12 protein-coding genes are annotated in these 12,798 nt (G+C 67.0%); 6 read left to right on the top strand and 6 right to left on the bottom strand.

Features of this window, described 5'->3' with window-relative positions; all coding sequences use genetic code 11:
• Positions 1-7 precede the first annotated feature (7 nt).
• The 4 genes from NV2_RS17625 to NV2_RS17640 all read left to right on the top strand — a co-directional run bounded on the left by NV2_RS17625 (position 8) and on the right by NV2_RS17640 (position 4,279).
• Positions 8-925, top strand: a complete 918-nt coding sequence (locus NV2_RS17625) for an SDR family oxidoreductase (protein ID WP_067875202.1) — start codon at positions 8-10, stop codon at positions 923-925.
• 318 nt (positions 926-1,243) lie between these two features.
• Positions 1,244-2,581 (top strand): hypothetical protein, encoded by a 1,338-nt coding sequence (locus NV2_RS31470; protein WP_157102956.1) that lies wholly within the window; start codon positions 1,244-1,246, stop codon positions 2,579-2,581.
• Positions 2,582-2,592: 11 nt separating this feature from the next.
• A complete protein-coding gene (locus tag NV2_RS17635) occupies positions 2,593-3,108 on the top strand; it encodes an ImmA/IrrE family metallo-endopeptidase (protein WP_067875207.1) in 516 nt (171 codons plus the stop codon).
• Positions 3,109-3,253: 145 nt separating this feature from the next.
• Entirely contained in the window at positions 3,254-4,279 is a 1,026-nt protein-coding gene (locus NV2_RS17640; protein ID WP_084474966.1) for a hypothetical protein, read from the top strand.
• Positions 4,280-4,405: 126 nt separating this feature from the next.
• Here NV2_RS17640 and NV2_RS17645 read toward each other — a convergent pair whose 3' ends face one another.
• Both NV2_RS17645 and NV2_RS17650 read right to left on the bottom strand, forming a co-directional pair.
• Complete coding sequence (locus NV2_RS17645) at positions 4,406-4,822, bottom strand: helix-turn-helix domain-containing protein (protein ID WP_033244044.1); 417 nt, start codon at positions 4,820-4,822, stop codon at positions 4,406-4,408.
• A 359-nt stretch (positions 4,823-5,181) separates the two neighbouring features.
• Positions 5,182-6,348, bottom strand: a complete 1,167-nt coding sequence (locus NV2_RS17650) for a steroid 3-ketoacyl-CoA thiolase (protein WP_067875210.1) — start codon at positions 6,346-6,348, stop codon at positions 5,182-5,184.
• 206 nt (positions 6,349-6,554) lie between these two features.
• Here NV2_RS17650 and NV2_RS17655 point away from each other — a divergent pair, with 206 nt between their 5' ends.
• Complete coding sequence (locus NV2_RS17655) at positions 6,555-7,739, top strand: cytochrome P450 (RefSeq protein WP_067875213.1); 1,185 nt, start codon at positions 6,555-6,557, stop codon at positions 7,737-7,739.
• A 111-nt stretch (positions 7,740-7,850) separates the two neighbouring features.
• Here the strand turns inward: NV2_RS17655 and NV2_RS17660 are convergent, their stop codons facing one another.
• The 4 genes from NV2_RS17660 to NV2_RS17675 form a co-directional block, all read right to left on the bottom strand.
• Positions 7,851-8,270, bottom strand: coding sequence for a nuclear transport factor 2 family protein (locus NV2_RS17660; RefSeq protein ID WP_067875216.1), 420 nt, complete (start codon positions 8,268-8,270; stop codon positions 7,851-7,853).
• Positions 8,271-8,379: 109 nt separating this feature from the next.
• On the bottom strand, positions 8,380-9,546 hold the full coding sequence (locus NV2_RS17665) for a thiolase family protein (protein ID WP_067875219.1): 1,167 nt from the start codon (positions 9,544-9,546) through the stop codon (positions 8,380-8,382).
• A 70-nt stretch (positions 9,547-9,616) separates the two neighbouring features.
• Positions 9,617-10,648, bottom strand: a complete 1,032-nt coding sequence (locus tag NV2_RS17670; protein ID WP_067875222.1) for a thiolase family protein — start codon at positions 10,646-10,648, stop codon at positions 9,617-9,619.
• 13 nt (positions 10,649-10,661) lie between these two features.
• The gene (locus tag NV2_RS17675) at positions 10,662-11,657 is read right to left on the bottom strand and encodes a Zn-ribbon domain-containing OB-fold protein (protein WP_067875225.1); all 996 of its coding nucleotides are present in this window, start codon (positions 11,655-11,657) and stop codon (positions 10,662-10,664) included.
• A gap of 99 nt (positions 11,658-11,756) precedes the next feature.
• Here NV2_RS17675 and NV2_RS17680 point away from each other — a divergent pair, with 99 nt between their 5' ends.
• Positions 11,757-12,794 (top strand): LLM class F420-dependent oxidoreductase, encoded by a 1,038-nt coding sequence (locus NV2_RS17680; protein ID WP_067875228.1) that lies wholly within the window; start codon positions 11,757-11,759, stop codon positions 12,792-12,794.
• The last annotated feature ends 4 nt before the right edge of the window (positions 12,795-12,798 follow it).

Raw genomic sequence — 12,798 nt, forward strand, 5'->3', positions numbered from 1 at the left:
ATCAGCTATGACCGACAATTCCGATCGGATCTGCGCCGGGCGCACCGTCATCGTCACCGGCGCGGGCCGTGGCCTGGGCCGTGCACATGCCCTGGCCTTCGCCGCGGCCGGAGCCAATGTGGTGGTCAACGATCTGGGTGCCGAGCTCGACGGCGCGCCCAGCCCTGATTCCCCCGCCGCGCAGGTGGTCCAGGAGATCGAGGCGGCCGGCGGCCGGGCCGTGGTGAACGGTGACGACATCGCCGACTGGGCCGGCGCGCAGCGGCTGATCTCGCAGGCCGTGGAGACCTTCGGTGGACTGGACGTGCTGGTCAACAATGCCGGCATCGTGCGGGACCGCATGCTGGTCAACCTGGCCGAGGACGAATGGGATGCGGTGATCCGCGTGCACCTCAAGGGTCACTTCGCCACCATGCGTCACGCCGCGGCGTACTGGCGCGCGGAGTCCAAGGCCGGGCGTACGCGCGAAGCCCGCATCATCAACACCAGCTCCGGTGCCGGCCTGCAGGGCAGCGTCGGACAGGGCAACTACGGTGCCGCCAAGGCCGGTATCGCCTCCCTGACCATCACCGCCGCAGCCGAATTCGGCCGCTACGGAGTGACTGTCAATGCGATCGCACCCTCGGCGCGGACCCGGATGACCGAAACCGTGTTCGCCGACATGATGGCCCGCCCGGACGACGGTTTCGACGCGATGGCACCGGAGAACGTCTCCCCGCTGTTGGTCTGGCTGGGCAGCCCCGATTCCGCCGATGTGACCGGACGGATGTTCGAGGTCGAGGGCGGCAAAGTGGCACTGGCCGACGGCTGGCGGCACGGCAACCCCAAGGACCGCGGAGCCCGCTGGCAGCCATCCGAATTGGGGCCGGTGGTGCGCGAGTTGATCGAGAAGGCGGAGGATCCGGAACCGGTCTACGGCGCCTGATCGTCATCGGATAACGATACGCAGGCCGATCGCCACCTGCCGCAACCTTCCCGCGGCGGCGATCCGCCTGCGTCACGGCGACGAATACCGTTGTGTGAGTGTCGATAACCAGTCGCTTCCGGGTCCGTGCGGGCCCATCCCTGCCGGGGTGTAGAAACGCCGTGGATATGCCGCCGCGCGCAACAAGTGGCATGGCTCACATGATCTCGCTGCGCGAGCAAACAGTCGGCAGCTAAGATGGGCGGCATTCGTTCATTCCCGGAGGGTGGTAGCGACCGGGTAGAAATCTGCGCTGAGTAGTTGAGGGAAGGCAAGCGCATGACCATGGGTCGCATAGCGCGCGTCGTCGCGGTGGCCGGAATCATCGGAAGTTGTGGGGTACTAGGGCCGCTGGTCGCGCAAGCGCAGCCGCCCGGACCAGCGGTTCCGCCGCCGGGGGCGCCCGCGGCGTCCGGCTCCGGCGTCGCTCCGCAGCAGGGGTCGTCCGGTTCCGAAGACGAGAACCCGGCCACTCGTGCCGAACGCGAGGACTCGGGGCAGCCGCTCGCGGTGCCCGGCGAAGGGGCTGTGTCTCCTGCCGACCCCGCCGACCCAGGTGCGACTTCGCCTGCCGACCCCGGCGCGATCGCACAGCAGCCGGGAGTCACAGGTTCGTCCGGGCCGGTGCCCGACGACGACGGCCAGTACGACGGCACCCTCACCATTCCCGGCCGTGACAGTGTCGCGGCACCGGAGCCGGCGGCGCCGGCCGAGGTTGCGGCACCGGCTGCCGCGCCCGCCGCACCTGTCGCGGGTCCGTTCGAGGGGCTGCTCAGCATTCTCGGCACCGGATCGGCGGCAGCCGGCTCGGCCGCCGCGGGGTCGGCGGCTTCCGGATCCGCGCTGACCGGCTCGACACTCGGTGGCACCGGTTCGGCGGCCACCGGAACAGGTTCGGCGGCAACAGGTTCGGCACTCGCCGGTACCGGATCCGCGCTTGCCGGGACCGGCTCGGCGCTGGCCGGTACCGGTTCGGCCGCGGGCGCGGGCCTGGGTTCCGCTCTGGCAGGGCTCGGCGTGACCGGTTCTGCCGCAACGGGTTCGGCGCTCTCCGGGCTGACCGGTACGGGCTCTGCTGCTACCGGTTCCGCGTTGGCCGGGCTGACCGGAACTGGCTCCGCCGCAACCGGTTCCGCGATGGCCACGCTGCTGGGTACCGGCTCGGCGCTCACTGGTTCGGCTGCTGCGGGCTCGGCCGCCGCCATGTCGCCGCTGCTGCTTCTCCTGCTGCTGCAACCGATTCCGGCCCCGCCGGTGCCCGCCGCACCGCCGCTCGCCATACCACCGGCCCCACCGGCGCCGGGCGTTCCGGCGGTACCCGGCGCTCCGGTGATGGCCGCCGCGCCGCCCGCCCCCGCCGCGGTTCCCCCGGCTCCGGCGGCACCGCCCGCCCCGGCCGCTCCGGCACCTGCCGTGCAGGCCCAGCCGGACCCCGAGATTCGGCCCACAGCGGCCGCCGGCGGTCTGCCCGAGGCCAAGACGCTCGCAGTGGTCGGTGGCGTCGTCGCCATGGCATTGGCCGCGGCGGGTTCGGGAGCCGTGAGCTTCCAGAGCGCTTCCGCGGCACAGGCCCGGGTCGACGCGGCTCGTGCGGAATTCTTCGGACCGAGGGCATGAGGGGGCGTGAGATGACCGAGAACCGGACTGCTCAGGCGGGGCGTTCCTATCGCCGGGTGGCGGCGGCGGTCGACGCGGTCTGCGCCGTGGCCGCCGATTTCGATGCCACCACCCTCGACGAGGTGGTCCTCGCGATCGCGGCCGAACGCGGCCGGATGATCGAGATCGCCGATGCCGAACTCGGCCCGGGTGTCTGCGGTCAGCGCCGCAGCTATCCCGACAAGGATGTGATCGTGCTGGCCGCCGCGCTGCCCAGCCGTGACCACACCCTCGCCCACGAACTGGGCCACGTGGTCTTCGACCATCCCGGCGAACCCGCAGCCGAGGTGACCCTCGAGGCCAGCGACGACCTGATCGCGTACATGCTGTCGCAGCGCGCCCATCAGCAGATCGTCGACGACGGCTCGGACGACCGCTACGAGTGGGAGGCGGAGACCTTCGCAAGCATGCTGATGACCCGCCTCCGCGTATTCAACAACCGAGGCGCCGGAGTCTCGGTCCTCCGCTTCGACGAGGCCCTCGGATGAGACGGAGGACCGGAGGCGGCAGCGTGCGTCACCACGGAGGGGCTTCGTCTCATCCGGCATGGGCTGAGCTGAGACGGAGGACCGGAGGCGGCAGCGTGCGTCACCACGGTGGCGGAAGTTCGAGTAACCATGGAGAGGGTGTGCTGTGACGTTCTGGTTGACGGCTCTGCTGGTGTGGATGGCCGCCGGCGCGCGTATCGGCCGGGTCATGGTGAAACCCGCGACCACCGCCCGGGTGGCGATCGTGGTGGCTGTCGCGGCGGTGGCCGCCGCGGCCACACTCGGTATTCCGGAGGTGGGGGTGGCGGTGGATCATCTGCTGCCGCAGGGGATCCGCGGTCAAGCGCTGGCCGACCGGCTGGTGGTGGGCACCTGGCTGTTGTTCACGGTGTCGACCTCCGTGGTGGCGGCTGCCGCCTGGCCGGTGGTGTCGCGTCGTAATCTGCGTCAGATCGCCTGGCTGGTCTACGGTTTCGGTGCGCTCGTCATAGCCGCGGCCATCGCATGGTCGATCCTGTTCGGCTGGGTGATGGTGCTGGTGGGGTGTGTCTTCATCGCGGTGACCGGCCTGCGAAATCTGGACTGGACATCGCTGGGGCGCGGTATCGCGCTCTACACCGCGGGCACGATCATCGCGGGAGTACTTGCCGCACTGTCGGTTCAGCGCCTCGCGGTGGGGGAGAACCCACCGCCACCCGGGAGCGGAGGATGGTTCTGGCCGGTCTGGCAGGTGGCCGGCCTGCTGATCGCGGTCGGCGCGGTGTGGATCGTGATCGAGCTGTGGCTGCGTGCGCGGTTGCTGCTGCGTCAGACGCGGGCGCTGCATCGCACCATGATCAAGCGGTTCCCCGAAGTGGTGGCGCACGAGCAGCGGGTGTCGGCGACTCAGCTCAAGGCTTCCGATCAGGTTGCGCAGATCATGGACGCGCTGTACCTGCAGACCGGTGGCGGGATGGAGCTGGCGGCGGCCGGAGATCCGGCGACGTCGGTCACCGAGCGAGCGGACAAGGTGGCGCGGTGGGCACGAAATCCACTGGGCGACGACATCGTCGACGCGCGCTGGATCGCGCCTCCGGAAGGCTCGAGTACCCGTGGCTGGGTGCAGTCGATCGCACGTGCCTTCGAACACACCGCCGCCGATCGGAAATCGGCGGCGGCACAGACTGATTGAGTACCACGACGCGGCGGGCGGCAGCGATGCGGGCGGTCGATCGAATCTGGTACTGCACTAGCTCTTCTCACACGGCAACACAGTGCGGTTGATAAGTACCGCACTGTGTTGCCGTGTGGAACGCGCTTATTCCGTGCCGTCCGGAGGAACCTCGGGCAGACCTTCACTCGCCCGGAGCTTTTCGGCCATCGAGGTCAGCAGGTTCTGCGACTCCTCGGAGAGGTCGAAGGCCCGGCTGGACAGTCGGCGTAGGCCGTAGCCCTGCAACTGTGCCAGCAGCTCCAGATCATGGTCGATCTTGGCGGCGTAGATATCGTTGAAGAAGTAGTCCGGTTTGACCTTGAAGAACTTTGCCAGTGCGGCAACCGTCTCATCCGAGGGGTTCGTCCGCTGACCCGACCGCAACTGTGACAGATACGGTTTCGAGATCGGATGCCCGGAGGCGGTGAGCGCAGCCGCCACCTCGGCATTGGTATGCGGCTTACGCCCCGGGGGATGCACGGTTTCGAACAGCTTGTTCAGCCGCGCCGCGAAATCAGCCATTGTGAGCCGCCCAATTCCCTTCGCTGTACTAACAGTCGTTATCTCGGATACGTATCATTGATATTAGCGGCTGAGTAACTGAAAACCTACGCCTGTTTCCGGATTTCCTTGAAGCTTCCAGGTGTCCGTTCTGGGATGTACTGGGCGTCGGGGCGTTTGCGGGGCGCGGCAGCGTGACTTGTCCAGGGGTTGTACGCCCCGGTTCTGGCCCGTCGGGCGATTCCTGCCCGACGGGCCGGTGTTAACCAGAAGTTAGCTGATGTCTCATCCTTTTGTCTGTATCGAATTTTGTGTGGCATACGACACGTCTCGAGACTCTCAGGATGAACGTTCAACTTGCGAGCCGGCCCGGGTGAAAATTACAGCCGCTCGATGATCGTTCCGGTCGCCAGTGCGCCACCGGCGCACATGAGTACCATCGCGGTCGACTTGTCGGAGCGCTCCAGCTCGTGCAGAGCGGTCGTGATCAGGCGCGAACCCGTGCTGCCGACGGGGTGGCCGATCGCGATCGCGCCACCGTTGACGTTGACCCGGTCCATATCGGGCTTGTGGACCGAGGCCCAGGACAGCGGCACCGAGGCGAACGCCTCGTTGATCTCGAAGATGTCGATGTCGGACATGCTCATTCCCGACTTCTCCAGCAGTCGCGTCGTGGCCTGTACCGGTCCGTCCAGGTGGAACTCCGGCTCGGCTCCGACCAGGCACTGGGTGACGATCCGGGCGCGCGGCTTCAAATCGGCACGGGCGGCGGCCTGTTCGTCCATCAGCAGGACCGCGGCGGCGCCGTCGGAGATCTGCGAGGAGGTGCCGGCGGTGTGAATTCCGCCCTCTAGTACCGGCTTCAGCTTCGCGAGGCTCTCCCGGGTGGTCTCGCGCAGCCCCTGATCGCGACTGACGTCGAGCTTCTCGCCGGTCGGGTTGCCTTCCTTGTCGACCTGAGGGGCGCCGGTGATGGTGAGTACCTCGCGGTCGAAGCGGCCCTCGGCCCACGCCTGCGCGGCCCGCTGCTGCGAGCGGACGCCGAACTCCTCGATGCCGTCGCGGGTGATGCCGCGGCGCTTGGCGATCCGCTCGGCGGCCTCGAACTGGTTGGGCATATCGATATCCCAGCTCGCGGGGCGGCGCGGGCCGGCGTTCTCGCCCACATTGGCGCCCAGCGGGACATGGCTCATGGACTCGACACCGCAGGCGATGCCGATGTCGATCGCACCCTGGGCGATCTGCCCGGCGATCAGGTGGTTGGCCTGCTGCGCCGAACCGCACTGGCAGTCGACGGTGGTGGCGCCGACCTGCCACGGCAGTCCGGCATGCAGCCATGCGGTGCGGGTGACGTTGTTGCTCTGCTCGCCGACCTGCATGACGCAGCCGCCGATAACCTGCTCGACCAGGGCCGGGTCGAGCTTCGCGCGCTCCAGCAGGCCGCGCTGGGCGGCACCGAGGATTTCCGCGGCGTGCAGGCCGGCCAGCCAGCCGTTGCGCTTGCCGAGCGGGGTGCGCGCGGCCTCGACGATGACGGGGGTCCCCATAACTTCAACCTTTCGAACAGAACTGCACGGAAATTGGAACAAGTTCTGTGAATGTACTGAGGGCGGACGATGGCTTCTTTACTACTGATACCACCTATGTTGCAATGAAGGTAGAACGTGTTTCAGTTAGTCGAAGGAGACAACTGGTGGTTGACACCCGAGAAGCTCCGAACCTCCCCGAGGGGTTCGACGCGACAGATCCCGAGATGTGGGCCCGTGGGGTCCCGGTCGAGGAGCTCGCGGAACTTCGGCGCGCCGCGCCGATCTGGTGGAACCCGCAGTCTCCTGACGTCGGTGGCTTCCATGACGAGGGTTTCTGGGTCGTGAGCAAGCATGCGGACGTCAAGGAGGTCTCGCGGCGCGATGATTTCTCGACCTTCGAGAACACCGCGATTCCACGATTCAACGACGATATCCCGCGCGAGGCCATCGAGCTGCAGCGGCACATCCTGATCAACAAGGATGCGCCCGAGCACACCAAGCTGCGCAAACTGATCTCCAAGGGCTTCACGCCGCGGGCGATCAACAGCCTGCGGGCGGAGTTGTCCGCGCGCGCGAAATCGATCGTGGACGGGGCTGCCGAGGCCGGTGCGGGTGACTTCGTCACCCAGATCGCCTGCGAGCTGCCCCTGCAGGCGATCGCCGAGCTGATCGGCGTGCCGCAGGAAGACCGGATGAAGGTCTTCCAGTGGTCCAACGAGATGACCGGCTACGACGATCCCGACAGCGACGCCGACCCGGCGATGTCGTCGATGGAAATCCTCGGCTACGCCTGGCAGATGGCCGAGGCGCGCAAGGCGGAGCCGGCCGACGACATCGTGACCACGCTGGTCAATGCCGATATCGACGGCGAGGCGCTGACCTCGGAGGAGTTCGGCTTCTTCGTGATCCTGCTGGCCGTGGCCGGCAACGAGACCACGCGTAATGCCATCACCCACGGTATGGCCGCGTTCCTCGACAATCCCGATCAGTGGGAGCTCTACAAGCGTGAGCGCCCGGCGACCGCGGCCGACGAGATCATCCGGTGGGCCACCCCGGTCAGCTCGTTCCAGCGCACCGCACTCGCCGACACCGAACTGGCCGGCACGCAGATCAAGAAGGGCGAGCGGGTGCTGCTGATGTACCGCTCGGCCAACTTCGACGAGGAGGTGTTCGAGAATCCGCTCACCTTCGACATCACCCGCGATCCGAATCCGCATCTGTCCTTCGGTGGCACCGGTGCGCACTTCTGCATCGGCGCCAACCTGGCCCGGCTCGAGATCGACCTGATCTTCAACGCCATCGCCGATCACCTTCCCGATATCACCAAGCTGGGCGATCCTCAGCGGTTGACCTCGGGCTGGCTCAACGGCATCAAGGAGTTCCAGGTCGACTACAAGACCAAGGGCTGACCCCCTCCGAATACGCCGAGTACGCCGAAAGGGGCGGGCACCAGTTGGTGCCCGCCCCTTTCGGCGTTTCGGGCCGGCCCGGTGTGGACCGGGCGCCCGAGGAGATGCCTGCTACTCCTTGCGCATGGTTCCCATCGCGCGGTCGGTTTCCCAGTAGGCGCGCAGTGCGGCGATCTTGCCGTTCTCGTCCACCCGGTAGGTGAATACACCCTCGGCGTCGACGATGTGCCCGCCCATCCGAGTGCGGATCAGGCCTGTGTACGCGACCTCGTTTCCGCAGGCGAACGAGTCGCCGAAGACGAATTCGATGGAATCGGTCGGGGCGATCGCCTTGTCCCAGAACGCGCCGATGGCCTCGTGGCCACGGTGCCCGACACCCTCGGGGTCGAAACCCGAGGGGCCGATCGGATCCTCGACGATCCCGTCGGTGGCGAACAGCGCCAGCCACGCGTCCTTGTCCCGGGCACGCACCGCGGACTGCGATGCCTGCCCGGCGACGCGCGCCGGATGTTCGGTGGTTGTTGCGGTCATATCCGACTCCCGGCGGTATCGGTGAGTTTGCTGATGGAATTGCAAATGAACTTTCCGCGGCCAATGTCGGCATTGTCGGAACATGCGGAAATGGCCGCGGAAATACGGTTCATCGCGGTTCGGAACCCACAACCCACATGGAGAAGTACTGTGAACCGCCACCATAGGCGTGCCCGAATGCCTTTCGAGCGTCCTCGACCTGGTAGTCACCGGCCCGCTGCATCACCTGCTTGGCCGCCTCGGCGAAGCGGATCATGCCGGAGGCGCCGATCGGGTTGGAGCTCAGCACGCCGCCCGACGGGTTGACCGGCAGCTTTCCGCCGATCTCGGTCTCCCGCGCGTCGGTCAGCTTCCAGCCTTCACCTTCGCGGGCGAAGCCCAGATTCTCCAGCCACATCGGTTCGAACCAGGAGAACGGCACGTAGATCTCGGCCGCATCGATCTCCTCGAGGGGATCGGTGATTCCGGCCTCCTTCCACAGTGCTGCCGCCGCGTCCCGTCCCGCTTGCGGGTTGACCTGATTGCGGCCGGAGTAGGCCAGCGGCTCGGTTCGCATGGCGGTGGCGTGGACCCAAGCGACCTTCTTGCCGGACGCCTCGACCTGTTTCGCGGCGTCTTCGTCACCGAGGACGATGGCACACGCGCCGTCGGAGGACGGGCAGGTCTCGTCGAAACGGATCGGATCCCACAGCATTTGGGAGGCCAGCACCGACTCCATCGTGATGTCCGGCTGGTGCAGGTGTGCGAACGGGTTCTTGGCACCGTTGCGGCGATCCTTGACCGCAACCATCGCGCCGATGTGCAGCGGGGCGTTGGACTTGCGGATGTAGGAACGCACGTGTGGTGCGAAGTAGCCACCTGCGCCCGCGCCGACCGGTGCGGTGAACGGCACCGGAGTCGACAGCGCCCACATGGCATTGGACTCGGACTGCTTCTCCCAGCAGATGGCCAGCACCCGCCGGTAGAGCCCGGACTGCACGTGGCTGGTGGCGACGATCCCCGTGGAGCCACCGACCGAACCGGCGGTATGCACCCGCAGCAGCGGTTTTCCGGTGGCGCCCAGGGCATCTGCCATGAAAAGTTCGGGCATCATCGAGCCCTCGAACAGGTCCGGCGCCTTGCCGATGACGACCGCGTCGATGTCGTCCATCGTCAGACCGGAGTCTTCGAGTGCCCGGTCGATCGCCTCACGGCACATACCGGCCATCGACACGTCGGTACGTTTCGTCACATGATGGGTTTGCCCCGTGCCGAGAACTGCCGCTTGTGTACTCATCCTCGTCCTTCCAGAGACTTGCGGGGCACCCGCACCCGGTCGGCCCGACGAACGGGCTGCGCATTGTCGTTCATCGGCCCTCCAGGACTGCCACCAGGTTCTGCTGCAACGCCGGACCACTGGCAGCGTGCGCGAGGGCCCGATTGGCGGTGCCGTTCATGATTTCGTCGGCTGCGAAGCCGATGCGTTCCAGGCCGGCGGCGAACATCGGATTGCCCGCCAGTGCGCCCCCCGAAGAGTTGATGCGGGTGGACTCACCGAGGCCGATGGCCTGCTTCAGGATCAGTTGTTCGTGACTGTAGGTCGCATGCAACTCGGCCAGATCGATTCCGCTGACATCGCCGCGGGTCGCATCCTTGGCTGCGGCCGCGGTCGAGGCGGAGATGGTCAGATCGCGAGCACCGAACATCGGCGAATCGATGCGATGCGCGATGCCGGTCAACCAAGCGGGCCGATCGCACAGCTCGCGAGCCTTGTCGCCGCGGGCGAGCACGATCGCCGCCGCACCGTCGGTGATCGGCGCGATGTCGTGTTCACGCAGCGGATCCGCCACGTACGGCGCGTTCAGGCGCTGCTCGATCTCGGCCTCGTCGGCGGCCGACACAGCGGCCATATCGCGCTCGGTCCAATTGCCGGAGTCGATACCCGCGCGGGCCTGCAAGCCGGCGATCGACACCGAATCCGGCCACAGCGGTGCGACCAGGTAGGGATCGGTCTGCAGCGTCAGCACCTGACGCAGCGTGCCGGCCGAGGGCTTGCCGAAGCCGTAGACGAGGGCGGTATCCACCTGTCCGGTACGGAGTTTCACGTACGCCTCGTACAGCGCCCAGGCGGCGTCCATCTCCACATGCGATTCGTTGATCGGCGGCACTGCGCCGATCGAGTCGATCGCGGAGATGAAGGAGAAGGACCGTCCGGCAAGGTAATCCGAGGAACCGGAGCACCAGAACCCGATATCGGACACGCCGATGCCGAGCTTGTCGTACAGCTTCTGGAAACACGGCACCAGCATCTCGACGCCGTTGGTGGTGGACCAGGATTCGCGGACATGCGGCGCGTGGGCGAAGCCCACCACGGCGATATCTGTTGTGTTGTCGCTCAAGGTGATTCAGCTCCTAGAGGTGGTGCCGGTAGCTGTCGTAGTCCGCATCCGGCTCGCCGTTGGGTTCGAAATGGTCCACGTTCTCCAACGTGTATCCCCATTCCTCCTGCGGCTTCCACACGGCCTTGACCCGCATGCCCATGCGTACGTCAGCGGGATCGCAACCCAGCAACCGGTGCAGCACCGGGATGTCGGCGCCGTCGATCAGAACATAGGCCGCCACGAACGGAGGCTTGATCTTCTGGCCCGCGAACGGCACGTTCACGATGCAGAAGGTGGTGACGGTGCCGTCGTTGCCCAGGTCGACCATCTCTTCGGTGGGCCGGCCGTCGATCGGGTCGGCAGCACGCGCCGGGAAGTACACCTTACTGTCGGCATCGGCTCGGCCACCGACCAGCCGGCCCTCGGCGAGTGCCTTCAGATACAGCGTCTCGGCGGGGGAGGCCGTGTGCTTGTACTCCAGGTCGATCGGCGTCACGATTCCGGTGACCGGCTCGCCCGCAGCGGATTTCGCTGGGGCAGCGGAGGTCTCACCCGGTTCCACGCAGGCGATGTCGTGGATGTCGCCGGTGCGTTCGGCGGCCCAGCGCACCCGCACCCGCATCCCGGTGTGTACCTCGTCGGACGAGGCCACGTCGAGTGCGTGCAGCAGTGCGGTATCGGCACCGTCGAATTTGACCAGGGCCCAGGCGAAAGGCCGATCGAAGGGCTGGCCGGGCAGTGGGTCGGCCACCCAGCTCCAGCTCTGCACCGTGCCGACATCGGAGACGTCGACGAACTCGGTGAGCGGTTTCGCGGTCACCGGATCGAACTCGGCCGGAGGCACGATCACCCGGCCGTCGCTGCCGCGAACGCCGACGAGCCGGCCCTCACGCAGTCCGGTCAGGAACCGGCCGATGGTCGGCCCGACCGAGCGGGTGTAGTCGAACTTGATTCGTAGTTCGGCGCTGAGTACCTCGGGCGTAGGTTCGGTTTCCGGACCGCTGCCTTTCGCGATTGCGCCGGTCATGGTGTTCCCATTGGTCACGATATCGAGTAGAACAGGTTCTTATTCTGGTGGCAAGAGTTACTCGGGAGTCTCGCCGTGGAGCGGCGGAAGGAGTCGATGATGCGGTTCGGATTGCAGCTCGGATATTGGGGCGCGGGACCGCCCGCCAATGCCGACGAGTTGGTGGTCGCGGCTGAGGAGGCCGGATTCGACGCGGTCTTCGCCGCGGAGTCCTGGGGGTCGGATGCGTTCACCCCGCTGGCGTGGTGGGGTTCGTCCACCCGGCAGGTGCGGCTGGGGACCTCGGTGGTGCAACTGTCCGCCCGCACGCCCACCGCGACCGCGATGGCGGCGCTGACCATGGACCATCTCAGCGGCGGCCGCCACATTCTCGGCCTCGGGGTGTCGGGTCCTCAGGTGGTGGAGGGCTGGTACGGCCAGCCGTTCGCCAAGCCGTTGCAGCGCACCCGCGAGTACGTCGGGATCATCCGCCAGGTGCTGGCTCGACAAGGGCCGGTCGTCAACGACGGTCCGCACTATCCGCTGCCCTACGGTGGGCCGGGCGCGACCGGCCTGGGGAAGCCACTCAAGCCGATAACTCATCCGCTCCGTGCTGATCTGCCGATCTGGCTGGGCGCCGAGGGGCCCAAGAACGTGGCGCTCACCGCGGAGATCGCCGACGGCTGGCTCGCGATCTACTACACCCCGCGACTGGCCGGAATGTACGACGAGTGGCTCGAGGAGGGCTTCTCCCGCCCGGGTGCCCGGCGTTCGCGGGAGGACTTCGAGATCGCGGCGAGCTGTCAGGTGATCATCACCGACGATCCCCGTGCCGAGATCGACCGGATCAAGCCGGTGATGGCGCTCTACATCGGCGGCATGGGCGCCGAGGAGCTGAACTTCCACGCGCAGGTCTACCGGCGGATGGGCTACGGCGCCGAGGTCGACGAGATCACCCGGCTGTTCCGCTCGGGCCGTAAGGACGAGGCTGCCGCGGTGATCCCCGATCAGTTGATTCTGGATACCGCGATCATCGGCGACGAGGATCATGTGCGCTCCCAGCTGAAGGTGTGGGAGGCGGCCGGTGTCGGGATGCTGTTGGTCACCGTGCGCGATCCGGCGCAACTGCATCGACTGGCGGCGCTCACCCAGCCGTAGAACT

The organism is Nocardia vermiculata NBRC 100427 (genome assembly GCF_001613265.1).
Taxonomy (GTDB): Bacteria; Actinomycetota; Actinomycetes; order Mycobacteriales; family Mycobacteriaceae; genus Nocardia; species Nocardia vermiculata.